Raw genomic sequence first — 25,838 nt, 5'->3', positions numbered from 1 at the left:
TCCTCCGAGCGCGAGAAATTCGTCGGTGGATGAACGTGGCGGAATTTGACTTGTTCCGACGGTGCGGGCCCGTCGTGACCGATCAGCCGAGATCGGCTGCAGCGATCCAGAACACCTCGCCCTCGGACTCCTCGCTGTCCAGCCAGAGCAACGGCAGCTCCGGAAAGGCTTCGTCGAGCAATTCGCGGCCGCGGCCGATCTCGCAGAGCAAGCCGCCGTCGGGCGTAAGATGGTCGGGTGCGTCGCGCAGGATGCGGCGTACCAGGTCGAGGCCATCGGGGCCGCCGTCGAAGGCGAGCTTTGGTTCAGCCCGGCACTCCGGCGGCAATGCCGCCATGCCCTCGGCATCGACGTAAGGCGGGTTGGTGATGATCAGGTCATAGCGCGCATCCCCAAGCGGCGCGAACAGATCGCCGCGATGGAGGCTGATCCGCTCGTCGAGCCCATGCTCGCTGACATTGCGTGCGGCAACCTCGATCGCGCCCTTGGAGATGTCGACGGCATCGACCTCGGCATTCGAGAAATGATGTGCGGCGAGGATCGCGAGGCATCCTGATCCCGTGCAGAGATCGAGCACGCGCTCGACGGCAGCGGGGTCGTCGATCAGCGAACCGGCCTCGCCATCGCCGCCGAAATGCGACTCCAGGAGTTCGCCGATAAAGGAGCGCGGAACGATGACGCGCTCGTCGACATAGAAGGGCAGGCCGCGCATGTAGATCTTGTTGACGAGATAGGCGGCCGGTTTGCGTGTGGTGACGCGCTTGTTGATGAGATCGAGGATGGTCTTGCCTTCCGCTGATGTAACGCGGGCGTGGACGAAGATCTCGAACTGGTCGGGATGCAGGTGCAGCGCCGCGCAGACCAGGAAGGCTGCTTCCGCGACCGGATCGGTCGTGCCATGGGCAAAGGCGAGCTTTGCTTCGACGAAGCGGCTGACTGCGTAGCGGACGAAATCGATCAGGGTGAGAAGCTCGCCGCGGCCCACCTTTGCAAGTTTTGGCGCGGTGCGGCCGCGCGCGGTCTTTTTCGCAACTCTTGCCATCAGGATCGGGTCCAGCGTGCGGCGGCGTCGTCGTCGCGGGCCTGGGCCTCGACCCAGCCGGTGCCGGTGGCGCTCTCTTCTTTTTTCCAGAACGGCGCGCTGGTCTTGAGGTAATCCATCAGGAACTCGGCTGCCTCGAACGCCGCCTGGCGGTGCTGCGAGGCGGTCAGCACCAGCACGATATTCTGGCCGGGCATCAAGCGGCCGACGCGGTGGATGATCGTGACGCCGTTCAGCGGCCAGCGCGACGTAGCCTCGTCGACATGGCGCTTGATCTCGTCTTCCGCCATGCCCGGATAATGTTCGAGCATGAGCGCCGAAATCTTCGCGCTGTCCTCGTCGCTACGGCAGATGCCGGAGAAGCTGACGACCGCGCCGATGTCGGTGCTGCCTCTCGTCAGGCTCGCGATCTCGCGCGCGATGTCGAAATCGTCCTCCTGGATACGGATGGTGACGGGGCCGCTCATGCGCCTAGCCGCCGGTCATTGGCGGAAAGAACGCGATCTCACGGGCGCCCGCGATCGCGGCGTCCGGCTTGACATGGGCGTGGTCGATCGCGGCGCGGATCACCTTCGGCTTCTCGAACGCATAGGCATACGCCTCGCTCCGGCCGGACAGCCAGGCGATCAGGTCCTCAACGGTGCGCACCGTCGGTGGCGGCTCGATGGTCTCCTCGGCCATGCCGACGCGCTCGCGCACCCAGGCGAAGTATTTCAGCTTCATCCCTCATCCTCCTTGATGAGGTGGTGGATGCCGGCGCGGAAATAGTCGTAGCCGGTGTACATGGTGAGGATTGCCGAGGCCCACAGCAGCAACAGGCCGATCTGCGTCACCACCGGCACGACCTGGTCGCCGGCCTCGCCCGCGAGCAGGAAGCCGATGGCAACGAGCTGAACCGTGGTCTTCCACTTTGCGAGCTTGGTCACGGGTACGCTGACACGGAGCGCGGCCAGGTATTCGCGCAGGCCCGAGACCAGTATTTCGCGGCACAGGATCACGATGGCGGCCCACAACGACCAGCCATGGATGATGCCGTCGGCAGCCAGCATCAGCAGGCAGGATGCGACCAGCAGCTTGTCGGCGATCGGATCGAGCATCCGGCCGAACGCCGATTGCTGATTCCAGATTCGCGCATAATAGCCGTCGAGGTAATCGGTCACCGCGGCGCCGATGAAGATGGCCACCGCCACCCAGCGCAGCCACAGCGGCCCGTCCATGATCGACTGCGCGTAGATGCATCCGACCACGACCGGGATCGCGGCGATCCGGCCATAGGTCAGGATGTTCGGGAGGGACATCGCGCGGCTGGTCGTCCCTCGTGTGGTGGCGATGTTCATCCGTCCTACCAATACCGCTGTGGCCTGAAGGTCAACCGTGCCGCTCCCCAAATGAGGTGCGGGATACGACGACCATATGACCGCGGTCCCCCTTTAATTCACCCCGGCTGGGGATGGAAATACTCGAAAATCCTACGCGCGCTTTCGGCGCTCACTCCCGGAACCTTGCCGAGATCGACGATCGACGCCCGTTCGATCTCCTTCAGGGTTCCGAAATGGTGCAGCAAGGCACGTTTGCGTGACGGGCCGATGCCCGGAATCTCCTGCAAACCGGCCTCGCGGATGTCCTTCTTGCGCAGCTTGCGGTGCGAGCCGATGACGAAGCGGTGGGCCTCGTCCCGCAGCCGCTGGATGAAATAGAGCACGGGATCGCGCGGCTCCAGCTTGATCGCCTCGCGCTCCGGCATGAACAGGGTCTCGCGGCCGGCATCCCGGTCCGGTCCCTTGGCCACCGACATCAGCGACACCTGGGTCAGCCCGAGATTTGCAAAAATCTCCCGGACCGCATTGAGCTGGCCGCGGCCGCCGTCGATGATGACGAGGTCTGGCCATTGCGGGAAATCGTCGTCCTTCGTCTTGGCCGCATTGTCCTCAGGAGGATTGATCAGGCGCTTGAAGCGGCGCTCCAGCACCTCGCGCATCATGCCGTAGTCGTCGCCGGGCGTGAGCCCTTCGGACTTGATGTTGAACTTGCGGTACTGGTTCTTCACGAAGCCGTCCGGGCCGGCGACGATCATGGCGCCGACCGCATTGGTGCCCTGGATATGGCTGTTGTCGTAGACCTCGATCCGCTTGGGCGGATGGGGCAGGGTCAGCGTCGTCGCCATGGCGTCGAGCAGGCGGCTCTGGGTCGCGGTATCAGCGAGTTTGCGGCCCAGCGCTTCGCGGGCATTGGTCAAGGCGTGGGCGACGAGTTCTTTCTTCTCGCCACGCTTGGGGGTCGTGACCTCGATCTTGTGGCCGGCCTTGATCGACAGCGCGTTGGCAAGCAGCTCGCTCTCCTCGATTTCGTGCGAGAGCAGGACGACTTTCGGCGGCGGCTTGTCGTCGTAGAACTGGGCGAGGAACGAGCCCAGCACTTCCTCCGGCGTAAAAGTCTTCTCCGCGCGGGGAAAATAGGCGCGGTTGCCCCAGTTCTGCCCGGTGCGGAAGAAGAACACCTCGACGCAGGAGAAGCCGCCTTCCTGGTGGATGGCGAACACGTCGGCTTCCTCCACCGTGCGCGGATTGATGCCTTGCTGCGACTGGATCGCCGACAACGCGGCGAGGCGGTCGCGGTAGAGCGCCGCGCTCTCGAATTCGAGCTCGCCGGAGGCCTTCTCCATCTCGCCGGCGAGCTCCTGCTTCACCGCCTGGCTTTTGCCGGACAGGAAGTCGGTCGCCTCGCGCACCAGCGTCGTATAGCCGGGGAAATCGATCTCGCGGGTGCAGGGGCCGGCGCAGCGGCGGATCTGGTGGAGCAGGCAGGGCCGGGTCCGGCTCTCAAAGAAGGAATCGGTGCAGGAGCGGATCAGGAACGCGCGCTGCAACGCCGTGATGGTGCGGTTGACGGCGCCGGCCGAGGCGAACGGGCCGAAATAGCGCCCGGGGCGGGTCTGTGCGCCCCGGTGCTTCAGGATCTGCGGCGCCCAATGGTCGCCGGTGATCAGGATATAGGGAAACGATTTGTCGTCGCGGAGCTGCACGTTGAAGCGCGGCCGGAGCTGCTTGATGAGGTTGGCTTCGAGCAGCAGTGCCTCGGTCTCGGTCGTGGTCGAGACGATTTCCACGGAGACCGTGGCGGCGATCATGCGCAGGATGCGCGCCGGTTGCGGCGCACTGAGGCGCGCATAGTTCGATAGACGCTTTTTTACGCTCTTGGCCTTGCCGACATAGAGCACGTCGTTGTTCGCATTGAGCATGCGATAGACGCCGGGCGAGGTGGGGGCGAACCGCACCGCGCGCTCGATCGCCTCATGGCCGGTCGCCAGCGGGGCCTCGCCGACCGCGCCGTTCTCCTCGAGGATATCCGGCAGCCGTGAATCGTCCTCGTCGTCACCGCTTGCAGTCGCGGGGTCGAGGTCCGGCGGCGCCAGCCCCTCGGGCGGGGCGTCCGGCGCGGTGCCGCGCCCGGGTTTGCGCGTGCGTGCGTCGTCCGGATTGTCGGTGGAATCGTGAACCATGGGACGAATTTAGGTGCTGAGGGTGCCGATTTGAAGTTCCGGCCATGCCGCACGCACAAGATACCGCGCAGTTCCCGGTAACGCTTCCTTAAGTCTGTTAAGAGCGCGGTAACGGGTCTTAACAGCCCTTTAACTTAAAACTCTCGATAAATCCTACGCGAAAGTTTGTTGGTTCCGTAACCATGCAGTTTTGCTTTGCGCGGCGGCGCAGGCATCGCACCGGTTGCGGCAGTTGCGTTGGAGAGTGTGATGAAGAGGTTCGTTGTGGGCGCAGCCGTATTGGTTGCTGCCGGCTGGACAGCTTCGGCAGAGGCCGCCGATCTCAATTACGGGCAGCGTGCGCCCTATACGGTCAATCAGCCGCTCAACGCCTATAGCTGGGCCGGTCCGTATCTCGGCGCCAATCTTGGCTACGAATGGGGCTCGGTGAGCAGCAATCCCGCAAAGCCCTCCGGCTTCGTCGGCGGCGCGCAGGCGGGCTACAATTTCCAGAGCGGACCGTGGGTGTTCGGCATCGAGGGCGATATCCAGGCTGCCGGCGCCGACGACACCTTCGCGCCGTGGAAATTTTCCAATCCCTGGTTCGGGACCGTGCGCGGCCGCGCTGGCTACGCCTTCAGCAACGTGCTGTTCTACGGCACCGCTGGCCTCGCCTTCGGCGAGCTGCGTGCGCAGACCTTCGGCTGGACGGAGTCGCATACGACCGCGGGCTGGACCGCCGGCGTCGGCGCGGAAGTCGGCTTCGCGCCGAACTGGAGCGCCAAGCTCGAATATCTCTACATCGATCTGTCGACGAGTCAGTTCGCAATTACAGGCGTGTCAAACGGCTATAGCGCCAGCGTTGTGCGCGCAGGCGTGAACTATCACTTCTGATAGCTAAAGAAGAAAATACCGGACCTATAACCTCCCGGCCGCAAGCGGCCGGGATTTTTTTGGGCCAGGCTCGCTAGGCGAGGATCACTAAATTGACCGCCTTCGGCCCCTTACCCTTCTTGTCCGGTTCGACTTCGAAAGTAATACGCTGTCCTTCGGCAAGGTCCTTCAGTCCCGCCCGCTCCACAGCAGTGATGTGAACGAAGACATCGCGACCGCCGTCGTCCGGCTTGATGAAACCGTAGCCGCGCTCGCCGTTGAAGAACTTGACCGTTCCCGTCATGGCCATCGGGAAACTCCCCCTCATTGCTCCTCCGCCGCGACGCAGACGCACGTCACGGCATGACCGGGCCTTACGAAGCCCGGGAGCTGGCCATCCTTGGGCAGACCATGCGGTCCGACTGGATCTTTCTTAGGCCTTCACTCCGCCGCAACCATTCGCGGAAGCGGAACGTAAAGCCAGTCACGGAAACACCATAATACGGTTCATTGCAGATTGACTACGGTTCCTGCATATTTTTCCCAAAGATGGCGGCGCCTTAGGGCTTTGGTACTTCCAGTCTGAAACGCGCTGGTCCGCCCTGGCCGAGCGGCACTTCCAGTTCGGGAAGGATCGTCTTGAGCTCGCCATGCAGCGTGAAGGGCGGATTGACGATCAGCAGCCCGGTGGTGGCGAGCGGCGCGCCATCAACCTGCGGCGCGACGCTGAACTCGAGCCGCAGGCATTTTCCAGCCGGTTTTGCTGCGGCCGCGGCGCGCGCGACCAGTTGCGCGAGCGTGTCGGTGGCGCGTCGGCTCTTGGCCGGATACCAGATTACATAGATACCGGTCGGCCATTTCGCGAAGGCTGCCGAGAAGGCCTCGCCCAGCCGTTCGAACTCGTCCTTCGCCTCGAAGGACGGATCGATCAGCACGAGGCCGCGCCGCTCCTTCGGCGGCACGAAGGCCGGCAGTGCCATCCAGCCGTCGAGATCGACCACGCGGGCCTGTTCGTCCCGCCGCAGCAAGCTGATCAACGCTTTTCGCGCTTTCGGCTCGAGCTCGCAGGCGACGAGACGGTCCTGCGGCCGCATCAGGCCGCGCGCGATCAGCGGTGAGCCCGGATAGGCCTTGAGCTCGCCTTTCGGATTGTAGGCGCGCACGATGTCGAGATAGGGCTTCGCCAGCGCGATGCTCTCGTTCGAGAGGCGCGACTGCATCAGCCGCGCGATTCCCGTCAGCCACTCGCCGCTGCGGCGCGCCTCGTCGCCTTCGAGATCATAGAGGCCGGCGCCGGCATGGGTGTCGATGACGCGGAACGCGCCCGGCTTGTCCTGCAAATAGGTCAGGATGCGGGCCAGCACGATGTGCTTGATGACATCGGCGAAGCTGCCGGCATGGAAGGCGTGGCGGTAATTCATGGCGCAGAGTTACGACATCAGGCGATGAAAGTAACTCCCGTCATTCCGGGGCGGTGCGTCAGCACCGAACCCGGAATCCATTTCGCCATCGACTACGCGGCTGAATGGATTCTCCGATGCGCAATTGCGCATCGTAGTTCACGCTTCGCGTGCCCCGGAATGACGGCGATCCAGCCTAACCACCCCTGATCGGCGGCATCGTCAGCTGGTCGCGGCGGCAGGCGCGGCGGTCGTTTTCTTCGCAGGCGCGGAATTGCAGGTCCTTGCTGAGGCAGATGCGGACCTCGGAGAGCCGCGTCCGGTTGCAGGTGACCGAGATTGCGGCATTGCTCAGGCCCGGATTGGCCTTGATGAAGGCCTCCTCGACCTCGGCCGGCGCCACCGTCTTGGCCTGCGGCAGGTCGAGATATTCGGCCGGAATCTTGATTGCGGCACGGGCCTTTCGGATCGTCTCGAAATAGTTTCGCTCGGTGAGCCCGGCGCAGGTGCCGTGCTTGTCCCATTCATTATAGATCAGGCCCGGCGCCGGCATCAGGTCGAGCATCGAGGAGACGATGCCGCGGCTCAGCCGCGGCGCCGGCCGCTGGCAATATTCGGGGAAGCCGTTCTCATATTGCGGCCACAGGCCGTGCACCACGAAGGCGTAGGGCCGTCCGTCGCACTGGATCTGCGAGCGTCCGCCGCGTTCCGCAGCTTCTTCGCAGAAGGAGGGCGACCAGGACAGCGACAGCACGTAGAAATCGAACTCGCCCGGCGCATTCTGCCGCTTGTCCTGGGCTCTTGCGCCCCCGGCGAGCGACACCAGCCCGGCTGCGAGGGCAACCGAGATCATCAGGCGGGAAAATGAACGCAATCTGGAATAAAACATGGCGACGCCCCTCAACTAGACTGTGCAAACGAGCCTAGCAGGCGACAGGAACATTTCAAGAACAAAATTCGAGCGGTGCGCGTCCAGGCGAAGCCGCCTGCGAATCAGTGCTTCGCGGCTCGGCAGGCCGGGTTGTAGGCCCAGTTGCGGTCGAGCCCGACCACGCACCATTCGACGCCCTGGCCGAAGCCCGCAAAGCCGCCATCCTCGATAATCGAGAAGTGCACCTTGCGCAGCTTGCCGTCATTGAGCATGGCGTCGCCCGTGCAATAACGGCGCGGAATGTTGTCGGACGTCCAGGGCCGGAACGCGGTCTCGTGAACGGCAGCGAAGCCGGTGATCTTCAACGAGGAATTCCAGAACGAGCTTTCCTTCTCCCAGAACTGGGTGGCGATCGTCGGCAGCGCCTTGTCGCAATCGGCGACTTTGCCGTCGTAACGCGGCCCGCTCAGCCAGAAATTCAGTTCGAGCGGATTGGCGGCCTTGGCCTCGCTGAGCGACAGCGCTCCGAACGTGAGGCCGAGCAAAGCGGCAAAGCGGAGCGATTTCAGGATCGGGAGGGCGCGCATGGACAATCCAGACAGCATGATCTGCGAAGGGCGGACGGTGCCGCGAAGGCCGGGGGAGGTCAAGTGCAGCGCGGCAACACTTGCCGACGAGTTGACCGTAATGACGCGGCAAGCGGCCCTTCCGTTCTTTTCACCGTCGCGCCGGCACCGTAAGCTGGCGCCAACCAATTGGAGTGACGGGAATGCGAATCATTGCGGCCGCGGGCCTTCTTGCCGGCCTGGTTGTCTCGGGCATGCTGGCGAGCCAGTCGGCACGCGCCGACATCCTTCCGGTGCCGCCGTTCAAGGGCAACGACACCGGCGGCATCATCGCCTATTCGATGGCGACGCAGGTCGATGCGCGGCAGGTCGCGGTCGATCACTGCGCGCGGTACGGCAAGGTGGCCAAATTCCTCGCGGTGCAGGGCTATGAGGGCGGCTACGTCTCGTTTTCGTGCCGCTGGGTGCCTTATGGTGCTGCCGACCGGCCGATCCGCACCCTCTACTAAGCGCTGCTCGCTGCGCCACCACAAGAACAACCGGGAGCCTCTCGCATGACGCGCAAGCTTGCTTTGCTCGGGTCGGCCGTGTGTCTCGTGTTGTCGACTGGGGTGGCCGACGCCGACGATCTGCCGGTGCGCAAGGCCGGCCTGTGGGAGCTGAAGATGGTCAGGGCCGGCTCGCCAGTGCCGGAGATGACCATGCAGCACTGCACCGACGAGGCCGTCGACAAGGAGATGAACAACAACGTCTCCCCGATAGCCAAGCAGATTTGCTCCAAGCAGGAGATCAAGAAGACCTCGACCGGCTATGTCAGCGATTCCGAGTGCAGCGTCGCCGGCATGAGCACCACTTCGCACGCCGAGATTGTGGGCGATTTCAATTCGGCCTACACGGTGAAGACGTCGTCGCATGCGCAGGGCGGCCAGGCCGGCGCGGCGGGCCGCGACACCACCATGACGCTCGACGCCAAATGGCTTGGCGCCTGCAAGGCGGACCAGAAGCCCGGCGACATCGTGATGCCCGGCGGCTTCAAGATGAACGTGCGCGACGTCGACAAGCTGAAGGCGCTGTTGCCGAAGTAGGCGAGACCGTAGCCCGGATGGAGCGCAGCGAAATCCGGGGCACTCTCATCCGTAGCGCAAAAGTCCCGGATTACGCTTCGCTCTATCCGGGCTACGCCAGCTACACCGGTATCCTCACGCTTGCCCGCAATCCGCCCATCGGGCTGTCGCCGAGCGTGATGTCGCCGCCATGCGAGCGGGCGATGTCGCGGGCGATTGCAAGGCCGAGGCCGGTGCCGCCTTCGTCCTGGTTGCGTGCGTTGTCCAGCCTCAGGAACGGCTTGAACACCTCTTCGCGCAGATGGGCGGGAATGCCGGGCCCGTCGTCGTCCACAGTGACGGTCAAATAACGGTGATCGCGCTGGCCCGCGATGGCGATGGTCTTGCCGTAGCGCGCGGCATTGGTGACGAGGTTGGCAAGGCAGCGCTTGAACGAAGCCGGCTTCACCGTCACCACGGGCAGGCCGTGGAACGTCACGGTCGAGGTGTGGCCGTGACGTTCGGCGTCGCTGCGCAGTTCTTCGAGCGCCTGCGCCATGTCGGTCGGCTGCGATTGCTCGCCGGAATCGCCGCGAGCAAACGCAAGGTAGTCCTCCAGCATCATCGACATCTCGTCGACGTCCTTGCGCATGCCCTCGAGCTCAGGGCTGTCGCCGATCAGCTCCAGCTCGAGCTTGAAGCGGGTCAGGATGGTGCGCAGATCGTGGCTGACGCCGGCGAGCATCGCGGTGCGCTGCTCCATCGTGCGCTCGATGCGCGATTTCATTTCGAGGAAGGCGACTGCGGCGCGCCGCACCTCGCGCGCGCCGCGCGGCCGGAAGTTCGGTGCCTCGCGGCCCTTGCCGAAACTTTCGGCGGCGTCCGCAAGCCGCAGGATCGGCTTGATCTGATTGCGCAGGAACAGCACCGCGACGATCAGCAGGATCGAGGACGTGCCGACCATCCAGAACAGGAAGATTTCCGAATTCGAGGCATAGGCGGCGCTGCGCTGCGCGAACACGCGCATCACGGCGTCGTCGAGCTGGATGCGGATCTCGACAAGGTTGGAGCGGCCGACCGTGTCGATCCAGAACGAACGCCCGATCTGGCGGCCGAGCTGCACCGACAGCGTCTGGTCGAGCAGCGAGAAGAACGGCTTTGGTCCAGGGGGCGGCATGTCGCCGGCGGGCAGGAAATCCACCACGAGGCCCAAGCGCTGCTGGGCGATGCGGCGGATCTGGTCGCGGTCCTTGTCCTGCGGATAGCCCTTGTAGACGTCAATGAGTGCCGCGATATCCTGCACTACCGCGGCGGACAATCGGCGCGTCACCGTGTTCCAGTGCCGCTCCATGAACACGAAGGCGACGACGGATTGCAGCACCACCATCGGCACGATCATGATCAGCAGCGCACGGGCATAGAGGCCGGTCGGCATCCAGCCCTTGAAGGCATTGCCCATCAAGCCATTGACGGCGGAGACGCGCCCGGCGGCGCTTCGGAGCAGCGTCAGGCCGGTATCAATCGTGCTCATCGGTCGCGCTTCACTGCTCTGGACTCAAGGCGATGCCACCAGCCGGTAGCCGATGCCGCGCACCGCCTGGAGGAACAGCGGATTGGCGGGGTCGTTCTCGATCTTGCGCCGCAGGCGGTTGATCTGCACGTCGACGGCGCGCTCGTTGACGGTGCCGTTGCCGGTGAGCGCGCTGCGCGGCACGGTTTCGCCCGGCGTCTCGGAGAGGATCCGCAGCATCTCGCGCTCGCGATCGGTGAGGTGGATGACGTCCTCGCCCTGGCGCAATTCGCCGCGATCGAGATGGTAGACGTACGGACCGAACGCGATCTTCTCCACCGTCGCGGCCTGCGGCGGCGGCGCGGCGCGCTTGAGGATGTTGTTGATGCGCAGCGCCAGCTCGCGCGGCTCGAACGGCTTTGCCACGTAATCGTCAGCGCCGATTTGCAGACCCTCGATGCGGGCTTCGGCTTCATGCCGCGCCGTCAGCATCACGATCGGCACCGAGGAGGACGTCCGGATGAAACGGGCAAGATCGAAGCCGGTCTCGCCGGGCATCATGACGTCGAGGATCAGCAGGTCGAAATGCAGGCCCAACAGCTTCGAACGCGCATCGCCGGCGCTGGCGGCGGTGGTGACGCGATAGCCTTCGCCGGCGAGGAAGCGCGACAGCAGATCGCGGATGCGGCGGTCGTCGTCGACCAGCAGAAGATGCGGGGCGTCGTCGGCCGGTTGCGCGGGCGTGCGGGCGAGCGTGGCAGCGAACGGCACGGTCACTCCTTTGCGTCTTGATTGACGGTGGCGAAGATCGTCTCGAGCACCTTGTCCGGATCGTCGCGGTCGATCATCGCACGCAGGAAACGCTTGACGGTCTCCGCATCCTGCGGCGCCATCTCGGCGAGTGCCCTGGTGATCCGCGTGGTCTGGAGGCCGGCGAGCTTCTGCACCAGCGCCTCGCCCTTCGGCGTTGCGTAGAGCAGGCGCTGGCGGCGATCATTGTCGCCGGTCTTCTGCACGATGTAGTCCTCGTCCAGCAGCTGCTTGAGCACCCGGCCGAGCGATTGCTTGGTGATGCGCAGGACATCGAGGAGATCGGCGACCTTGAGCCCGGGATAGCGATAGACGAAGTGCATGACCCGGTGATGAGCCCGGCCGAAGCCGAAGGCCTCCAGCTCCTGGTCGGGATCGCCGACGAAATCGCGATAGGCGAAGAACAGCAGCTCAATGATATCCCAGCGCAAATTGCCTCCGTCGCCTGCTGCCGGCCGTGGCTCGGCAGCGTCTAGAGGGGGAGTCGCGAAATTTATGTCAGGCATATTGACGTATCTTGGGTTCAATGTTACAAAACGATCAGCCCGGACGAAATTTTAGATCGTTTCGTTTCGGGTGCATCGTCCAAAGCGACCGGAGAGAGCCGGACAGGCGGCGGCGGCCGGATCAGGTCTACCGTGCGATTGTCGAGCGGCATTTCGGCAAAACATACTGGACTTCTGCCTTCCGCAAAAGCATGTCCTCGGCGATATGCTGGCCACGGAAACCGGCCGTAACAAGGCTGGCGGTGGTCCGGCCAGAAACCTAGTCAAGCCAGCCGGCCCCGAAACAGGCAGGCCGGCGCCAGAACAGCGCCGATACCGACAGCGGGAGCCAAGGAAATGAGCATGAAATTCGATATCCAGCCCGCGGCCAATCCAACCGCCGAAAAGGACCGTATGGCCAAGCTGGTGGACCCCGGCTTCGGGCGGGTGTTCACCGATCACATGGCGATCGTCCGCTACAACCAGGCCAAGGGTGGCTGGTATGAGGCGCGTGTCGAGGCGCGCGCCAATTTCCAGATCGATCCGGCCGGCGCCGTCCTGCACTACGCGCAGGAAATCTTCGAGGGCCTCAAGGCCTACAAGCGCGACGACGGCGGCGTGAACCTGTTCCGCCCCGACGCCAATGCACGGCGCTTCAAGGATTCGGCCGACCGCATGGCGATGGCGCAGATCCCCGAAGACGTCTTCATCGAGGCGGTCGAGCAGGTCGTGCGCATCGACCGCGCCTGGATTCCGGGCGGCGATGGCAGCCTTTACCTACGCCCCTTCATGATCGCGAGCGAGACCTTCCTCGGCGTGAAGCCGTCGTCCGAATACATCTTCGCGGTGATAGCCTCGCCGGTCGGCTCCTATTTCAAGGGCGGCCCTGCGCCGGTGTCGATCTGGGTGTCGGAAAACTATACGCGCGCCGCGGTCGGCGGCACCGGCGCCGTCAAATGCGGCGGCAACTACGCCGCGAGCCTGCGCGCGCAGGCTGAAGCCATCCAGCACGGCTGCGATCAGGTGGTCTTCCTCGATGCGGTCGAGCGCCGCTACATCGAGGAGCTCGGCGGCATGAACGTCTTCTTCGTGTTCGAGGACGGCTCGCTGTCGACGCCGCCGCTTGGCACGATTTTGCCCGGCATCACCCGCGACTCCATCATCGCGCTCGCCAGGGATGCCGGCAAGACGGTGCGCGAGGAGCCGTATTCGATCGACCAGTGGCGCAAGGATGCGGCCTCCGGCAAGCTGAAGGAAGCGTTCGCCTGCGGCACCGCCGCCGTGATCTCGCCGATCGGCAAGGTGCGCTCGGTGAGCGGCGACTTCGACATCAGTGGCGGCGCCGCCGGCCCCGTCGCCATGGGCCTGCGCAAGCAGCTCGTCGACATCCAGTACGGCCGCACCAACGATCCGCACAACTGGATCAGGAAGGTGTCTTGACGTTTGGCGTCGTTCACTCCGGGATGGTCCGCGGGACCAGACCCGGAATCTCGAGATTCCGGGTTTGATGCTTCGCATCGCCCCGGAATGACGGCATCCGGATAGACGGCAACGGTTGCCGCTTCGCGCGTCGGCTGGTAAACGCCGCGCATGGCCGAAAAACCCAAAAAACCCCAGAAACTGAAGGCGCGCCTGCCGCGCGGGCTCGAGGATCGCGATCCCGCCGCAATCCGGGCGACGCGCGAGATGGTCGAGAAGATCCGCGCCGTCTACGAGCTCTACGGGTTCGAGCCGGTGGAGACGCCGGCGATGGAATACACCGATGCGCTCGGCAAATTCCTGCCCGACCAGGATCGTCCGAACGAGGGCGTGTTCTCGTTCCAGGACGATGACGAGCAGTGGATTTCGCTGCGCTACGATCTGACCGCGCCGCTCGCGCGCTATGTCGGCGAGCGATACGGGACGGACAGTCTTGTCCTGCCCTATCGCAGCTATCGCGTCGGCTACGTCTTCCGCAACGAAAAACCCGGCCCCGGCCGCTTCCGCCAGTTCATGCAGTTCGACGCCGATACCGTGGGCTCGGCGACGCCGGCGGCGGATGCCGAGATCTGCATGATGGCGGCGGACACGATGGAGGCGCTCGGGATCGCGCGCGGCTCCTATGTCGTGAAGGTGAATAACCGCAAGGCGCTTGATGGCGTGCGTGATGCGCTGGGAATCGTCGATGATGGCCAGTGGCTCACGATCATGCGCGCGATCGACAAGCTCGATCGGCTCGGCCTTGCCGGAGTCAGGCAGTTGCTAGGCGCGGGTCGCAAGGACGAGTCCGGCGACTTCACCAAGGGGGCAGGGCTGCAGGACGACGACATCGCGCTCGTCGTCTCCGCCATCGAACACAACAAGGACGAGCCGATCGATCTGCGCCTCAGTGCGAGCGTCGTCGGGCAGCAAGGCCGAGACGAACTCGACCAGATCAGCAAGCTTGTGACGGCCGCCGGCTATGGCGAAGATCGCATCAAGATCGATCCGTCCGTCGTGCGCGGCCTCGAATACTACACCGGCCCCGTCTACGAGGTTGAACTCCTGCTCGACACCAAGGACGAAAAAGGCCGCCCGGTACGGTTCGGCTCGGTCGGCGGCGGCGGGCGTTATGACGGGCTCGTTTCGCGCTTCCGCGGCGAGCCGGTGCCGGCGACCGGGTTCTCCATCGGCGTGTCGCGGCTCCAGGCGGCGCTTACGCTGCTCGGCAAGCTCGACACGCGCCCCGAGTTCGGGCCTGTCGTCGTCACCGTGTTCGACCGAGATCGCGTCGCCGACTATCAGAAGATGGTCGCGACCCTTCGCAACGAAGGCATTCGCGCCGAGCTCTATCTCGGTAATCCCAAGAACATGGGCAATCAGCTCAAATATGCCGACCGCCGCAACGCGCCCTGCGTCATCATCCAGGGGTCTGACGAGAAGGCGCGCGGCGAGGTGCAGATCAAGGATCTGATCGAGGGTGCAAAGGCGGCTGCCGCCATCGCCTCCAACCAGGAATGGCGCGAGAGCCGCCCGGCGCAATTCTCGTGCAGCGAAGCCGATCTCGTCGCAAAAGTGCGCGAAGTTCTGGCCCGCCATGACGTGAGCTGGGGCTAGCCATTCGCAAGCGACGTCGTGCCCGGGCTTGTCCCGGGCACCCACGTCCTGTTTGATGCCTCCATCGTGAATGGCCGGGGTGTGCCCGGCTGTCGTGAAAGCAGCAGGGAGACGACAATGCCTGAGATCACCGTCAGCATGGCCGAAGGCCGCACCGACGAACAGAAGGCCGGCATGATGCGCGACATCACCCAGGCGCTGGTGAAGAATCTCGGCGTCGATGCCGATGCCGTTGTGATCCAGATCAACGAAGCCCCGCTTCGCCACAAGATGAAGGGCGGCAAGACCTTTGTGGAGCGCGCGGCTGCGGCGAAGAAGTAGTTTTGGTCGCGAATAGCAAACACAACTGTCGTCCTGGCGAAAGCCAGGACCCATTACCCCAGGGAGCAGTTGTTGCGGCAGGTCGTGGATAGACTGTGCCGCCGATAAGCAGTCGGGGTAATGGGTCCCGGATCAGCGCTCCGCTTCGCTACGCTTGTCCGGGACGACGTTGAGGAAGCACCATGGACGCACGCGACTTCATCAAGATCGGCATGAGCGCCGAGCGCACGCTGGTGGTGCCGGTGGAGCGCACGGTCGGGCATTTCGTGCCCGGCATGCCCATGGTCTACGCGACGCCGATGATGATTCTGGAGATGGAGATGACCGCGGGCGACGCCATCCGCGCCGCGCTAAGGCCGGGCTGGGTCACGGTCGGTACCGAGGTCGACATCCGCCATCTTGCGGCAGCGCTGGTCGGCGCGACGGTGCGGACGACCGCGAAGGTGGTCGCGGTCGAGCGCCGCGTCATCCGCTTCGAGGTCGAAGCGTTCGAGGGCACGCGCAAGCTCGGTGAAGGCCGCCATGCGCGCGGCCTCGTCAATGTCGAGATGTTCAACAAGCGGTTGGGGGCGTAGCCGCCTACTTCGCCAATTCCTTCGACCGCTGCGTCGCGGCCGCGATCGCGCGGATCATCAGGTCGCGCAGGCCGGGCTCGCCCATCAGCACGCCGAGCGCTGCGGCGGTGGTGCCGCCGGGCGAGGTGACGTTCTGGCGCAGCGTGCTCGATGGCAGCTCCGATTGGTGCAGAAGCTCGCCGGAGCCGGCGACGGTTTCGCGTGCGAGCTTGGTCGCGAGCGCCTCGGGCAATCCCGCCTCGACGCCAGCGCGGGCGAGCTCTTCGGCGAGCAGGAACACATAGGCCGGGCCCGAGCCGGAGACGGCGGTGACCGCGTCCATCAGGTTTTCGTCGTCGACCCACTCGACCGAGCCAGTGGCGCGCAGCAGAGCGTCCGCCACCGTCCGTTGCTGTGCGCTGACATTGTTCGCCGCCACTGCCACAGTGATGCCGCGGCCGATCGCGGCCGGCGTGTTCGGCATCGCGCGCACCACCGCGCCGCCGCAGACTTCCTGGAGCGAGGCGATCGGGGTTCCCGCCATGATCGACACCACGGAGGTTTTGTCGGAGACGAATGGCTTCAGCTTGGCACCGGCCTCGCGGAAGTATTGCGGCTTCACCGCGACGACGAGCGTCTCGACGGCGCCGGCCGCCGTCACGTCAGGATTGAGCGCAGCGCCCTTTGCGGCAAGCGCGCTGATCTCGGGCGAGAGGTGCGGATCGATCACTGCGACCCGGCGTGGGTCGAGCCCGCCCGCCAGCCACCCGGTCAGCATCGCGCCGCCCATCTTGCCGGCGCCGGCAAGCAGGATGGTCCCGGTGATGTTTTGGAGAGTGCTGTTGTTCGCCATAGCTGCCGCCAAAAAATCCGCCGTCGTCCCGGCGAAGGCCGGGACCCAACCACAGGCGGTTCTAGTGGATGGAAGGCAGAGCAACAAGCGTCGCAAAATACGGCGAAATCACGCGGTATGGGTCCCGGATCTGCGCTCCGCTTCGCTGCGCTTGTCCGGGACGACGATGAGGAGAGAGTCGTGGCTTTCTCACCGCGTTGGAGAGCGAGGCGCCCTACGCCTCGCCCGCCGTATCGAACATCGCCGCGTCCATCGCTTCCGTCGTGCTCTTGCCCGCCCACACCACGAACTGGAACGCCGGGAAATAGCGCTCGCTGGCGTGGATGGCCCCGGCGAGCATCGCTTCGCATTGCGCGGTCGAGGCGGTGAGGCCGCCCGGCAGCACCAAGGCCTGGCGATGCATGATCATGCCGGTGTGGGTCCACAGGTCGAAATGTCCGACCCACAATTGCTCGTTGATCGCGGCAACGAGCCGCTGCACCTCCGGCCGGCGCGCGACTGGAATCTTCATGTCGAACGCGCAGGCCAGATGCAGCGCCTCGATCTCGCCCATCCAGGTGAAGGAGATCTGATAGTCGGTCCATTGTCCCTTGGAGACAATCGTGAGCTCGTCTTCGCCGGAACGTTCGAACGGCCAGTTGTTGCTGGCGGCAATGTCCTCGACCACCGCGAGCGGATGGTTTCGGGAATCGATAGTGCTTTCGAGCAAGGACATGCCGTCTCGACCTCTTGCCTTTTTGTTATCTTTGATACGCACGCGGTTGGTCCGGCGCGCGCTCCCTAAACGTCGCTACGGCGATCCCCTCGGAGTCGCTCTTGCGATCCCCTCAGAGTCGCTCTTGCGATCCCCTCGGATCAGCGCGGGCCTGTCGCGGATCAACTGATGTGATTTGCGGAATCTGCGCAACCGGGTCCGGAGTCCGTCCACAAGTCAGGACTCGTTCGTCCACAGCTCATCTCGGCCATAATTATTAACGAGAAGAACAAATCGGAATCGGATTCGTCGAACCGGCCAATCGTTAATTCCGTCCCGCGAGGGCCGGACCGCCATGGCGGCATGGGACCATGCGGTTTTCCCATGCGGAACACGCTTGCTGCGGCCGCCCGCCGGCGTCATATTTCCTGTCAGGCCGTTCATTCCGAACGGCCGATGTTCTCAGGGCGGGGTGAAAGTCCCCACCGGCGGTAAGGGTCGCAAGGCCCAAGCCCGCGAGCGCCTTCCCCAAGGGGTCTCCTGAAAAGGATGTTTCCTGAAGGGAAGGGTCAGCAGATTCGGTGCAACTCCGAAGCCGACGGTTAAAGTCCGGATGAAAGAGAACGGTCGGTGGCAGACGCATCGGAAGATGCGGCTGTTTGTCGTTCCGTGTGCCCTGATTCTGGTCCTTAGAAAGAGGAAAGCCATGAATCAGATGTTGCAAGATCCCCAAACCGAAACGTCCCAAGTAGCCCCACCGCCGGTTCCGCAGGATCCGGCGACCGAGCATCCGCGCTTTGCAAAACCGCAGCGGGTGGCCTTCGTGCAGGCCTGCTGGCACCGCGACGTGGTCGAGGAAGCCCGCATCGCCTTCGTCAAGGAGGCGGAAGCGCGTCACCTCACCCATGTCGACGTGTTCGAGGTGCCGGGCTCGTTCGAGATCCCGCTGCACGCGCAGATCCTCGCCAAGACACGGCGCTATACCGCGATCGTCGCGGCGGGCCTCGTGGTCGATGGCGGCATCTACCGCCACGAGTTCGTCGCCGACACCGTGATCAAGGCACTGATGGACGTTCAGTTGCGCACGGAAGTGCCGGTGTTCTCTGCGGTGCTGACGCCGCAGCAATTCCACGAGACCGAGGTGCATTACGATTTCTTCCGCCGGCACTTTGCCATCAAGGGCGTCGAGGTCGCGGAAGCCTGCGCCAACACGCTGCACGGCCTCGAACGCCTGCGCGGCCAAGTCGCGGCGGGAATCGTGGGATAGCGAGGGTCGGAAGGACCGAGCACTCCTTCGCCCCGCTTGCGGGGAGAGGGGGAGTCTCCGCGGGGACGGTGAAGGTTGCCCTTGGGGAGACTCCCCCTCACCCGGAATTCAAGCTTCGCTCGAATTCCGGCCTCTCCCCGCAGGCGGGGAGAGGCGAAAGAAATCAGTCGAACAGGCTCGACACCGATTCTTCCGCGGCGGTGCGCGCAATCGCGTCCGAGATCAGGCTGGCGATCGGCAGCATGCGGATGTTCGGCGACTTGATCACCGCATCGGTCGGCTGGATCGAGTCGGTGATCACGAGCTCTTTCAGCTTCGAGGAGGCAATTCGCGCGGCCGCGCCGCCCGAGAGCACGCCGTGAGTGATGTAGGCGTAGACGTCCTTGGCGCCCTTGGCGATCAGCGCATCGGCCGCGTTCACCAGCGTCCCGCCGGAATCGACGATGTCGTCGACCAGGATGCAGGTGTAGCCGGCGACGTCACCGATCACGTTCATGACCTCGGATTCACCGGCCCGCTCACGGCGCTTGTCGACGATCGCCAGCGGGGTGTTGATGCGCTTGGCAAGGCCGCGCGCGCGGGCCACGCCGCCGACGTCCGGCGAGATCACCATCACCTTGGAGAGGTCGAACTTCTCCTTGATGTCGCGCACCATCAGGGGTGCTGCGTAGAGATTGTCGGTCGGGATGTCGAAGAAGCCCTGGATCTGGCCGGCATGCAGGTCGAGCGTCATGACGCGGTCGACGCCGGCCTGCCTGATCAGATTGGCGACGAGTTTTGCCGAGATCGGCGTGCGCGAACCCGATTTGCGGTCCTGCCGCGCATAGCCGAAATAGGGCAGCACCGCGGTGATGCGGCGCGCCGACGACCGGCGCAGCGCGTCGGTGATGATCAGCAATTCCATCAGATGGTCGTTCGCCGGGAACGAGGTCGACTGGATGATGAAGGCGTCCGAGCCGCGGACGTTCTCCTGGATCTCGACGAAGATCTCCATGTCGGCGAAGCGCCGCACCACCGCTTTGGTCAGCGGCAGGTCCAGGCCCTGCGCGATGGCTTGGGCGAGTGCCGGATTGGAGTTGCCGGCGACGAGCTTGATTGAGCCATTCTTGGCCGACATGGACGCTTCCTCCCGCGCTTTGCTGGACACGATGTTCAACATCTCGGATACCCACGGAGCACGGTTACGACGGGCGAGGAAATATCAGGCTCAGGGCCGCACTGGCAACCCGGGATGCTACGTTTTCCCTGCGAAATCCCGAGTCGGGTCAACGGTTTGGCCGGTATCTGGAGCCGTGGTTTAACGGTGGTTATCGCTCAGTATAGCCGAGCGCCGAGGCAGGCATGTCCGGTTCAGGCGCCGCGGTCATCACGCTTGCCACCGCCGGTCCGCGCAAGCCGGGAGCAGGGCTCGGGGCATCCGGCGTTCCGTTGATCATGTTGGAAAGTCCGCTGAATCCGGCCTGCGCGATCTTCCGCAGCACTAGATCGTCGGCGGCCGACCAGGGATCGCGGCCGCTCTTGGCCGAGGTCGGTTCCTCGCCCGAGACCCGCAGCGCCCGCTGCTGGTTGGCGTCGTAAACGTCCCAGACCCAGGCGACCACGGTCTTGCCGCGCACCACCTGAGCGGAAAGGTAGCTGCGCACGCGGTAGGCGGCCGTCCCCTCGCGGGAGACGACGGACAGGCTGCGCAGCTTGGATTCGCTGTCGAGCACGCCGACCATGCGGTCGAACACCTGCGGCGGCGGCCCGTCGATCGACTCGAAGGCCACCGTCGCTCCGCTGCCGGCACTTGGCGCCATCGCATAGGAATTGCCCGCAGCACCCCCGCCGGCGCAGCCGCCGAGCGCGGTCGTTGCCGCCAGCAGCATGACCGCCAGCACGGGCGAACCCACGCGGCGCAAGAATGATGACGCATCCCTCATTATGGGGGGCAGCGATATCGTTAAAACCGATTAACGTCTAGGGCAGGGGCGCCATAGATCACCGTCATTCCGGGGCGCGCCCCTTGGCGCCAACCCGGAATGACGACGTGTTGCTCTTGTGTTCACCCCTCCAGCGCGATCGCGTGGATGTGGCGGCCGTAATCCGGCTCCTTGCGATGCACCGAGCGGCGGTAGCTGAAGAAACGTTCGTCGGAATAGGTGTCGAGGCCGAGATCGTCGATCATCAGGATGCCGGCGGCCTCCAGCCGCATCCGGATGAAGCCTGCGAGATCGAACATCGCGTGGCCTTCGCGCACCGACGGGATGAAGAAAACCGCATTGTCCGCGTCCGCCTCGATGAAGCGCGCCACGAATTCGTTGCCGACCTCATAGCTGTCCTGGCGGATCAAAGGACCGATCGCCGCGATGATGCCGCTGCGCGAAGCGCCGAGCTTCTCCATCGCCGATATCGTCTGCTCCAGCACGCCGGTCAGGGCACCCTTCCAGCCGGCATGCGCGCCGCCGATGACGCGCGCGTCGGGGTCGACGAACAGCACCGGGCCGCAATCGGCGGTGGAGACGCCGAGCGCGATGCCGGGCGTTCTGGTGACCAACGCATCGCCCTTCGGCCGCGGCCCGCTTGGCCACGGGGCTTCGGCGACCAGGACGTCGGGCGAGTGGATCTGGTACAGGCTGAGGAAGCGTTCCGGTGCGACGCCGACATGCTCGGCCATGCGGCGGCGGTTTTCCGCGACATGGGCCGGATCGTCGTTGGAGCCGAGCCCGCCGTTCAGCGCTGAATAGATGCCATTGGAGACGCCGCCTTCACGGGTGAAGAAGGAATGACGCAAGCCGGGCACCGCTGACAACAGCGACGATGCGAGGATCATGAGGCCCCTCCAGCCTGTTCGAGGTCGCTGAGGCCCGCGATTCTGGTCAGCCGCGGCTCGGAGATACCGAGCACCTTGAACATCGAGCCCATGCCGCTGCGCCCCGCATCGGTCAGGCGCCTCAGCGCCACCGAAATGTCGGTGGCGACGTCCGGCGCCGCCTTTTGCATCAGGGCGGCTGCGCGGGTGTCGATGCCGATGCGCTTGAGGAAGTCGCCCTGCGTGACCGGACCGTGCACGCGGGCGCCGACATCCTCGGCCGCGCGCGCCAGAGCCTGGAAGTCGACATGGGCGGTGACATCGGCCTGGCCCGGCGCCTTCAGGGGATCGGCGAAGGTGTGGCGCGCGATCGCCTGGAAGGTGTCGCCGGCATCGCTGCGCAAATGGCCGTAGTCGATGATCAGCGCCGCGCCGTCCTGGTCGCGCACGCGCGTGGCGAGCTTCATGATCTCGGCGTCGGGCCGCCATTCGAACACGGCGCCGACGGGCGCCGCGCGTACCAGCGGCGGCAGCAGCACGTCGAAGCGCGGCGTCGGCTCGGCCGCCGCGCCGAACTGAAGCCTGCCGTTGCCATCGAGCTCGATCACGCGCTCGTGCCAGCCGTTCTCGTATCTCACCATCTGATGGATCGGCAGCACGTCGAAATATTCGTTGGCGAGGATGATGCAGGGGCCTTCGGGCACCTCGTCGATGCTGTCGTGCCAGGCGATGTTGCGCACGCCCGACAGCGTCGCATTCTGCCGCTCGCGCAGCACCGGGTTGACCTCGACCAAGTGGATATGAAGCGCCTGGTACAGCGGCGGCAGCACGCGCAATGCGCGCAGCGCATCCGCCATCATGGTGCCGCGGCCGGGGCCGAGCTCGATCAGCCGCAGGAACTGCGGCGAGCCCATGTGCTTCCACACCGAAGCGGTCCACAGGCCGAGGAGCTCGCCGAACATCTGGCTGACCTCGGGCGAGGTGGTGAAGTCGCCCTCGCGCCCGAGCGGATCGCGCGAGACGTAATAGCCGTAGCGCGGATGCATCAGGCACAGCTCCATGTACCGCCAGACCGGCATGGGGCCCGAGGATTTGATCAGCGCCTTGATCTCGTTCAACAGCGGCGAGTCGGTCACGGCCTGCTTTCCCAAAAGGAATTAACGGACGGCCTCAGCGGGCCTCGGCGCACCGCGCCGTAATGCCAATACAACAAGTATGCCGCCGACAATAAGCATCGGGATCGACAGCAGCATGCCCATGGTTAATCCGCCCCAGAGGAAGCCGAGCTGGCCATCGGGCTCGCGAAATTGCTCGCCGGCGATCCGGGTCAGGCCGTAGATCAGGATGAAGGCGCCGAGGACCAGGCCCGGCCGCTTCAGGGCGCCGCAGCGGATCATCACCGCCAGCACCGTGAACAGCAGGATGCCCTCCATGCCGGCTTCATAGAGCTGGCTCGGATGGCGCGGCAGCTGCGTGGGATCATTGGGGAAGATCATCGCCCAGGGCAGCTCCGGATCGGTAGCGCGGCCCCACAATTCGCCATTGATGAAATTGGCGATCCTCCCGAGGAACAGCCCGATCGGACCAACGGCGGTGGCGACGTCGCCGAGCGACAGGATCGGGATGTTGTTGCGGCTGGCAAACCAGATCGCCGCAATGACGCAGCCGATGAAGCCGCCATGGAACGACATCCCGCCTTCCCACAATCGGAAGATCGCGGCGGGGTGCTCGACGAAGAAGGGCAGGTTGTAGAACAGCACGTAGCCGGTGCGGCCGCCCAGGATGATGCCGAGCGTGACCCAGAGCACGAAATCGTCGATCTGGAGCAGCGAGATCGGCGCGGGCCGGCCCCACAAGCGCTCGCTCTTCAGAAGCGAGCGCGCATAGATCCAGCCGAACACGATGCCGCCGATATAGGCGAGCGCGTACCAGCGAATGGCGAACGGCCCGATCTCGAGCGCGATCGGCTTGAAGGCGGGAAAGTCGATGAGCAGAAAGGGCATCGCGCCTTCGAAAGGTTAAACGAGATTGCGGCGATAGAGCGCGAGCAGGCGCTCCCAATGCCGCTCGGCGGCGTCGCGGTCATAGACCGGACGCTTGGGAAAGGCGAAGCCGTGATGAGTGCCGGGATAGATCTCGACCTCGGCCTTGGCGCCGTTCTTGGCGCCGCTCACGCCCTGCTTGACCTTCTCGATGATCTCAGCGGGCGCATAGATGTCGGTCTCGGCGCAGGCGAAATAGAGCTCGGCCTTGGTCTTAGCCGCGACGAGATGCGGGCTGTCGTCCTGGTCGGTCGCAAGCTGCGTGCCATAGATCGAGGCGGCGGCCTTGACGCGATCGGGGAAATGCGTGGCGGCATTGACGGCGTAACGGCCGCTCATGCAGTAGCCGACGGTGCCGATCAGCTTGGTGTTCGCGGCCGTCTGGCCCTCGGCATAGGTGAGCAGCGCCCTGCTGTCTTCCATGATCATGGGAATGCTGAGCGAGCCCATTAGCTGGAACATGCGCTTGCGCTCCGGCGCGTTCGGATCGGCCGGCAGCGCTCCGAGCTCCATCACGCCGGAGCGGTAATACAGGTTCGGCAGCATCACATAGTAGCCCGATGTCGCGAGCCGGCGCGCCATGTCGCGCAGCTCCTCGCGGATCGCCGGCGCGTCCATGTAGAACAGGATCACCGGGAACGGCCCGCCGCGCTCGGGATGGCTGATGAAGGTTGCGGTGTGGCCGTCCTTGGTGGGGATCGCGATCTGCTGGTCGATCATGACTTGCGTTCCGTCTTGTGATTCTTGTTATGCAGGGACGTTGAATACGATTGCAAGGAAACCGAGGCATGACAAGGATACCGCCGATCGGCTCTTGAACCGGCCTGTTCGGATTGCCATTGTGTTTCGGAGAGTTCGCGCAAAGTTTATCGGAGGCCGCCATGACCCAGACCAGCAACCGGTTTTTCGACGAGATCGGCCGCCTGATGAACGACGCCGCCGGTGCCGCCCAGGGCGTCAAGCGCGAGTTCGACACCGTGATGCGCACCCAGGCGGAAAAATTCCTGCGCGACATGGACCTGGTCAAGCGCGAGGAGTTCGAGGCGGTCAAGGACATGGCGCGGCTGGCGCGTGAGGAGAACGAGGCGCTGAAAGCGCGCATCGCGGCGCTGGAGGCCAAGCTGGGCGGGTAGGTTTTGCCTGGCGTCATTCCGCGGCGCGACCAAGTCGCGAACCCGGAATCTCGAGGTTCCACAATGCGCAATTGCGCATTGGGGTTCGGTCGCTGTCGCGACCGCCCCGGAATGACGGCGGGATCCGGTCATCGCCGGCAGCCCATTCTCCTTGTCATTTCCGCATCTTCCGGGTAAAAGCCCGCCACGTTCGCGGCCCCCGCACCCCTGGAGGCTTGCTGTGAACGGCACCATGGGCCGCCTTGCGGCCCATTAACTTTTGCAAAAACAAGGACTTAACGTTATGGCGACCGTCAAGGAATTGAAGGCGACCGCACGTCCGAAGAGCGGCAAGGGGGCCGCCCGGGCAGAGCGTCGCGCCGGGAAAGTGCCCGGAGTGATCTATGGCAACAAGCAGCCCCCGCTCGCGATCTCGGTTGATGATCGCGAACTGCGCCAGCGCATCCTCGCCGGCCGCTTCCTGACCACGCTGGTCGACATCGACCTCGAAGGCAAGAAGCACCGCGTGATTCCGCGCGACTTCCACCTCGATCCGGTCAAGGACTTCCCGATCCATGTCGACTTCATGCGGCTCGGCGAAGGCGCCACCATCCGCATCAGCGTGCCGCTCCACGTCGTGAAGGCGGAAGGCTCGCCCGGCGTGAAGCGCGGCGGCGCCGTCAACATCGTTGCCCATGCGATCGAGCTCGAATGCGGCGTCGAGAGCATCCCGCAGTACATCGAGGCCGATGTCGGCTCGCTCGAAATCGGTCACTCGCTGCATCTGGCCGACATCAAGCTGCCGGCCGGCGTCAAGGCACTGACCCGCGAGGACGCGACCCTCGTCACCATCGTGCCGCCGTCCGGCTACGCCGAAGAGCAGAAGGCGGCGGCTGCGGCTGCGGCCGGTGGTGCGGCTCCGGGTGCTGCGGCTGCTCCGGCGGCTGGCGCGGCTGCGCCGGCTGCGGGTGCTGCTGCTCCGGCAGCGGCCGCCAAGGCTCCCGCCGGCGGCGACAAGAAGAAGTAATCTCTCAAGGCTGGCGCGCGATCT

The 25,838-nt window shown here is 64.7% G+C and carries 30 protein-coding genes and 1 riboswitch; of the genes, 10 read left to right on the top strand and 20 right to left on the bottom strand.

From position 1 onward, the window contains the following. Positions 1-82 precede the first annotated feature (82 nt). The 5 genes from prmB to uvrC form a co-directional block, all read right to left on the bottom strand. Positions 83-1,042, bottom strand: coding sequence for a 50S ribosomal protein L3 N(5)-glutamine methyltransferase (prmB, locus tag IVB18_RS43910; protein WP_247986296.1), 960 nt, complete (start codon positions 1,040-1,042; stop codon positions 83-85). After that, entirely contained in the window at positions 1,042-1,509 is a 468-nt protein-coding gene (locus IVB18_RS43905) for a molybdenum cofactor biosynthesis protein MoaE (protein WP_247986295.1), read from the bottom strand. Before IVB18_RS43905 ends, prmB begins: the two co-directional genes overlap by 1 nt. Before the next feature lie 4 nt (positions 1,510-1,513). Continuing rightward, on the bottom strand, positions 1,514-1,765 hold the full coding sequence (moaD, locus tag IVB18_RS43900) for a molybdopterin converting factor subunit 1 (protein WP_247986294.1): 252 nt from the start codon (positions 1,763-1,765) through the stop codon (positions 1,514-1,516). Further along, a complete protein-coding gene (gene pgsA, locus IVB18_RS43895; RefSeq protein WP_247986293.1) occupies positions 1,762-2,379 on the bottom strand; it encodes a CDP-diacylglycerol--glycerol-3-phosphate 3-phosphatidyltransferase in 618 nt (205 codons plus the stop codon). The genes moaD and pgsA overlap by 4 nt, the downstream gene beginning before the upstream one ends. A gap of 98 nt (positions 2,380-2,477) precedes the next feature. Then, positions 2,478-4,541 carry an excinuclease ABC subunit UvrC gene (gene uvrC / locus IVB18_RS43890; RefSeq protein ID WP_247986292.1) on the bottom strand — a complete coding sequence of 688 codons (2,064 nt, stop codon included), beginning with the start codon at positions 4,539-4,541 and terminating at the stop codon, positions 2,478-2,480. Positions 4,542-4,790: 249 nt separating this feature from the next. Between uvrC and IVB18_RS43885 the strand changes: the two genes are divergently transcribed. After that, on the top strand, positions 4,791-5,414 hold the full coding sequence (locus IVB18_RS43885; protein WP_247986291.1) for an outer membrane protein: 624 nt from the start codon (positions 4,791-4,793) through the stop codon (positions 5,412-5,414). A 73-nt stretch (positions 5,415-5,487) separates the two neighbouring features. Here the strand turns inward: IVB18_RS43885 and IVB18_RS43880 are convergent, their stop codons facing one another. The 4 genes from IVB18_RS43880 to IVB18_RS43865 form a co-directional block, all read right to left on the bottom strand. Further along, positions 5,488-5,703 carry a cold-shock protein gene (locus IVB18_RS43880; protein ID WP_028176631.1) on the bottom strand — a complete coding sequence of 72 codons (216 nt, stop codon included), beginning with the start codon at positions 5,701-5,703 and terminating at the stop codon, positions 5,488-5,490. Positions 5,704-5,953: 250 nt separating this feature from the next. Further along, positions 5,954-6,814 carry a 23S rRNA (adenine(2030)-N(6))-methyltransferase RlmJ gene (gene rlmJ / locus IVB18_RS43875; protein WP_247986290.1) on the bottom strand — a complete coding sequence of 287 codons (861 nt, stop codon included), beginning with the start codon at positions 6,812-6,814 and terminating at the stop codon, positions 5,954-5,956. 175 nt (positions 6,815-6,989) lie between these two features. Next, positions 6,990-7,682, bottom strand: a complete 693-nt coding sequence (locus tag IVB18_RS43870; protein ID WP_247986289.1) for a ribonuclease T2 — start codon at positions 7,680-7,682, stop codon at positions 6,990-6,992. Between the two features lie 104 nt (positions 7,683-7,786). Then, on the bottom strand, positions 7,787-8,251 hold the full coding sequence (locus IVB18_RS43865) for a hypothetical protein (protein ID WP_247986288.1): 465 nt from the start codon (positions 8,249-8,251) through the stop codon (positions 7,787-7,789). Between the two features lie 182 nt (positions 8,252-8,433). Here IVB18_RS43865 and IVB18_RS43860 point away from each other — a divergent pair, with 182 nt between their 5' ends. Together IVB18_RS43860 and IVB18_RS43855 are read left to right on the top strand one after the other, a co-directional pair. Beyond that, a complete protein-coding gene (locus IVB18_RS43860; protein ID WP_247986287.1) occupies positions 8,434-8,739 on the top strand; it encodes a hypothetical protein in 306 nt (101 codons plus the stop codon). 45 nt (positions 8,740-8,784) lie between these two features. Continuing rightward, a complete protein-coding gene (locus IVB18_RS43855; protein ID WP_247986286.1) occupies positions 8,785-9,315 on the top strand; it encodes a DUF3617 family protein in 531 nt (176 codons plus the stop codon). A gap of 100 nt (positions 9,316-9,415) precedes the next feature. Here the strand turns inward: IVB18_RS43855 and IVB18_RS43850 are convergent, their stop codons facing one another. From IVB18_RS43850 to IVB18_RS43840, 3 genes are read right to left on the bottom strand one after another with little or no spacing between them, the layout of a single operon-like run. Continuing rightward, positions 9,416-10,804 carry an ATP-binding protein gene (locus IVB18_RS43850; RefSeq protein ID WP_247986285.1) on the bottom strand — a complete coding sequence of 463 codons (1,389 nt, stop codon included), beginning with the start codon at positions 10,802-10,804 and terminating at the stop codon, positions 9,416-9,418. A gap of 24 nt (positions 10,805-10,828) precedes the next feature. Then, positions 10,829-11,560, bottom strand: a complete 732-nt coding sequence (locus IVB18_RS43845) for a response regulator transcription factor (RefSeq protein WP_247986284.1) — start codon at positions 11,558-11,560, stop codon at positions 10,829-10,831. After that, complete coding sequence (locus tag IVB18_RS43840; protein WP_247986283.1) at positions 11,557-12,099, bottom strand: MarR family transcriptional regulator; 543 nt, start codon at positions 12,097-12,099, stop codon at positions 11,557-11,559. Before IVB18_RS43840 ends, IVB18_RS43845 begins: the two co-directional genes overlap by 4 nt. A gap of 336 nt (positions 12,100-12,435) precedes the next feature. Between IVB18_RS43840 and IVB18_RS43835 the strand changes: the two genes are divergently transcribed. The 4 genes from IVB18_RS43835 (at position 12,436) to IVB18_RS43820 (ending at position 16,049) form a co-directional block, all read left to right on the top strand. After that, on the top strand, positions 12,436-13,518 hold the full coding sequence (locus IVB18_RS43835) for a branched-chain amino acid aminotransferase (RefSeq protein ID WP_247986282.1): 1,083 nt from the start codon (positions 12,436-12,438) through the stop codon (positions 13,516-13,518). A gap of 150 nt (positions 13,519-13,668) precedes the next feature. After that, positions 13,669-15,153, top strand: a complete 1,485-nt coding sequence (hisS, locus tag IVB18_RS43830) for a histidine--tRNA ligase (RefSeq protein WP_247986281.1) — start codon at positions 13,669-13,671, stop codon at positions 15,151-15,153. A gap of 117 nt (positions 15,154-15,270) precedes the next feature. After that, a complete protein-coding gene (locus tag IVB18_RS43825) occupies positions 15,271-15,474 on the top strand; it encodes a tautomerase family protein (RefSeq protein ID WP_008144861.1) in 204 nt (67 codons plus the stop codon). A gap of 182 nt (positions 15,475-15,656) precedes the next feature. After that, entirely contained in the window at positions 15,657-16,049 is a 393-nt protein-coding gene (locus IVB18_RS43820; protein WP_247986280.1) for a hotdog domain-containing protein, read from the top strand. A 4-nt stretch (positions 16,050-16,053) separates the two neighbouring features. On the opposite strand, the gene proC is transcribed toward IVB18_RS43820, so the two are convergent. Continuing rightward, the gene (proC, locus tag IVB18_RS43815; protein ID WP_247986279.1) at positions 16,054-16,881 is read right to left on the bottom strand and encodes a pyrroline-5-carboxylate reductase; all 828 of its coding nucleotides are present in this window, start codon (positions 16,879-16,881) and stop codon (positions 16,054-16,056) included. 214 nt (positions 16,882-17,095) lie between these two features. Next, positions 17,096-17,596: a YbjN domain-containing protein gene (locus tag IVB18_RS43810; protein ID WP_247986278.1), complete on the bottom strand. Its 501-nt coding sequence runs from the start codon at positions 17,594-17,596 to the stop codon at positions 17,096-17,098. Between the two features lie 433 nt (positions 17,597-18,029). Beyond that, a riboswitch (FMN riboswitch) is annotated at positions 18,030-18,204 on the top strand. A gap of 77 nt (positions 18,205-18,281) precedes the next feature. Here IVB18_RS43810 and IVB18_RS43805 point away from each other — a divergent pair. Then, on the top strand, positions 18,282-18,842 hold the full coding sequence (locus IVB18_RS43805) for a 6,7-dimethyl-8-ribityllumazine synthase (protein WP_247986277.1): 561 nt from the start codon (positions 18,282-18,284) through the stop codon (positions 18,840-18,842). Positions 18,843-19,005: 163 nt separating this feature from the next. Here the strand turns inward: IVB18_RS43805 and IVB18_RS43800 are convergent, their stop codons facing one another. The 6 genes from IVB18_RS43800 to IVB18_RS43775 form a co-directional block, all read right to left on the bottom strand. Then, complete coding sequence (locus IVB18_RS43800; RefSeq protein WP_247986276.1) at positions 19,006-19,959, bottom strand: ribose-phosphate pyrophosphokinase; 954 nt, start codon at positions 19,957-19,959, stop codon at positions 19,006-19,008. A 190-nt stretch (positions 19,960-20,149) separates the two neighbouring features. Then, a complete protein-coding gene (locus tag IVB18_RS43795; RefSeq protein WP_247986275.1) occupies positions 20,150-20,764 on the bottom strand; it encodes a hypothetical protein in 615 nt (204 codons plus the stop codon). Positions 20,765-20,886: 122 nt separating this feature from the next. Beyond that, positions 20,887-21,654: a peptidoglycan editing factor PgeF gene (gene pgeF, locus IVB18_RS43790; protein ID WP_247986274.1), complete on the bottom strand. Its 768-nt coding sequence runs from the start codon at positions 21,652-21,654 to the stop codon at positions 20,887-20,889. After that, a complete protein-coding gene (locus IVB18_RS43785) occupies positions 21,651-22,769 on the bottom strand; it encodes an SAM-dependent methyltransferase (RefSeq protein ID WP_247986273.1) in 1,119 nt (372 codons plus the stop codon). The genes pgeF and IVB18_RS43785 overlap by 4 nt, the downstream gene beginning before the upstream one ends. A 21-nt stretch (positions 22,770-22,790) precedes the next feature. Beyond that, on the bottom strand, positions 22,791-23,636 hold the full coding sequence (gene lgt / locus IVB18_RS43780; protein ID WP_247986272.1) for a prolipoprotein diacylglyceryl transferase: 846 nt from the start codon (positions 23,634-23,636) through the stop codon (positions 22,791-22,793). Positions 23,637-23,651: 15 nt separating this feature from the next. Beyond that, a complete protein-coding gene (locus IVB18_RS43775; protein WP_247986271.1) occupies positions 23,652-24,395 on the bottom strand; it encodes a dienelactone hydrolase family protein in 744 nt (247 codons plus the stop codon). 161 nt (positions 24,396-24,556) lie between these two features. Here IVB18_RS43775 and IVB18_RS43770 point away from each other — a divergent pair, with 161 nt between their 5' ends. Then, positions 24,557-24,808, top strand: a complete 252-nt coding sequence (locus IVB18_RS43770; protein WP_018648337.1) for an accessory factor UbiK family protein — start codon at positions 24,557-24,559, stop codon at positions 24,806-24,808. A 283-nt stretch (positions 24,809-25,091) separates the two neighbouring features. Beyond that, a complete protein-coding gene (locus IVB18_RS43765) occupies positions 25,092-25,814 on the top strand; it encodes a 50S ribosomal protein L25/general stress protein Ctc (RefSeq protein ID WP_247986270.1) in 723 nt (240 codons plus the stop codon). Positions 25,815-25,838 lie beyond the last annotated feature (24 nt).

It is taken from the genome of Bradyrhizobium sp. 186, assembly GCF_023101685.1.
GTDB lineage: Bacteria > Pseudomonadota > Alphaproteobacteria > Rhizobiales > Xanthobacteraceae > Bradyrhizobium.
The sequence above is the reverse complement of the archived record's forward strand: the minus strand, read 5'-3'. Positions and strand labels throughout refer to the sequence as shown.

Coding starts and splice junctions, on each gene's coding strand:
- prmB (WP_247986296.1), bottom strand. CDS start 1,042: ATGGCAAGAGTTGCGAAAAAGACCGCGCGCGGCCGCACCGCGCCAAAA.
- IVB18_RS43905 (WP_247986295.1), bottom strand. CDS start 1,509: ATGAGCGGCCCCGTCACCATCCGTATCCAGGAGGACGATTTCGACATC.
- moaD (WP_247986294.1), bottom strand. CDS start 1,765: ATGAAGCTGAAATACTTCGCCTGGGTGCGCGAGCGCGTCGGCATGGCC.
- pgsA (WP_247986293.1), bottom strand. CDS start 2,379: ATGAACATCGCCACCACACGAGGGACGACCAGCCGCGCGATGTCCCTC.
- uvrC (WP_247986292.1), bottom strand. CDS start 4,541: ATGGTTCACGATTCCACCGACAATCCGGACGACGCACGCACGCGCAAA.
- IVB18_RS43885 (WP_247986291.1), top strand. CDS start 4,791: ATGAAGAGGTTCGTTGTGGGCGCAGCCGTATTGGTTGCTGCCGGCTGG.
- IVB18_RS43880 (WP_028176631.1), bottom strand. CDS start 5,703: ATGGCCATGACGGGAACGGTCAAGTTCTTCAACGGCGAGCGCGGCTAC.
- rlmJ (WP_247986290.1), bottom strand. CDS start 6,814: ATGAATTACCGCCACGCCTTCCATGCCGGCAGCTTCGCCGATGTCATC.
- IVB18_RS43870 (WP_247986289.1), bottom strand. CDS start 7,682: ATGTTTTATTCCAGATTGCGTTCATTTTCCCGCCTGATGATCTCGGTT.
- IVB18_RS43865 (WP_247986288.1), bottom strand. CDS start 8,251: ATGCGCGCCCTCCCGATCCTGAAATCGCTCCGCTTTGCCGCTTTGCTC.
- IVB18_RS43860 (WP_247986287.1), top strand. CDS start 8,434: ATGCGAATCATTGCGGCCGCGGGCCTTCTTGCCGGCCTGGTTGTCTCG.
- IVB18_RS43855 (WP_247986286.1), top strand. CDS start 8,785: ATGACGCGCAAGCTTGCTTTGCTCGGGTCGGCCGTGTGTCTCGTGTTG.
- IVB18_RS43850 (WP_247986285.1), bottom strand. CDS start 10,804: ATGAGCACGATTGATACCGGCCTGACGCTGCTCCGAAGCGCCGCCGGG.
- IVB18_RS43840 (WP_247986283.1), bottom strand. CDS start 12,099: ATGCCTGACATAAATTTCGCGACTCCCCCTCTAGACGCTGCCGAGCCA.
- IVB18_RS43835 (WP_247986282.1), top strand. CDS start 12,436: ATGAGCATGAAATTCGATATCCAGCCCGCGGCCAATCCAACCGCCGAA.
- hisS (WP_247986281.1), top strand. CDS start 13,669: ATGGCCGAAAAACCCAAAAAACCCCAGAAACTGAAGGCGCGCCTGCCG.
- IVB18_RS43825 (WP_008144861.1), top strand. CDS start 15,271: ATGCCTGAGATCACCGTCAGCATGGCCGAAGGCCGCACCGACGAACAG.
- IVB18_RS43820 (WP_247986280.1), top strand. CDS start 15,657: ATGGACGCACGCGACTTCATCAAGATCGGCATGAGCGCCGAGCGCACG.
- proC (WP_247986279.1), bottom strand. CDS start 16,881: ATGGCGAACAACAGCACTCTCCAAAACATCACCGGGACCATCCTGCTT.
- IVB18_RS43810 (WP_247986278.1), bottom strand. CDS start 17,596: ATGTCCTTGCTCGAAAGCACTATCGATTCCCGAAACCATCCGCTCGCG.
- IVB18_RS43805 (WP_247986277.1), top strand. CDS start 18,282: ATGAATCAGATGTTGCAAGATCCCCAAACCGAAACGTCCCAAGTAGCC.
- IVB18_RS43800 (WP_247986276.1), bottom strand. CDS start 19,959: ATGTCGGCCAAGAATGGCTCAATCAAGCTCGTCGCCGGCAACTCCAAT.
- IVB18_RS43795 (WP_247986275.1), bottom strand. CDS start 20,764: ATGAGGGATGCGTCATCATTCTTGCGCCGCGTGGGTTCGCCCGTGCTG.
- pgeF (WP_247986274.1), bottom strand. CDS start 21,654: ATGATCCTCGCATCGTCGCTGTTGTCAGCGGTGCCCGGCTTGCGTCAT.
- lgt (WP_247986272.1), bottom strand. CDS start 23,636: ATGCCCTTTCTGCTCATCGACTTTCCCGCCTTCAAGCCGATCGCGCTC.
- IVB18_RS43775 (WP_247986271.1), bottom strand. CDS start 24,395: ATGATCGACCAGCAGATCGCGATCCCCACCAAGGACGGCCACACCGCA.
- IVB18_RS43770 (WP_018648337.1), top strand. CDS start 24,557: ATGACCCAGACCAGCAACCGGTTTTTCGACGAGATCGGCCGCCTGATG.
- IVB18_RS43765 (WP_247986270.1), top strand. CDS start 25,092: ATGGCGACCGTCAAGGAATTGAAGGCGACCGCACGTCCGAAGAGCGGC.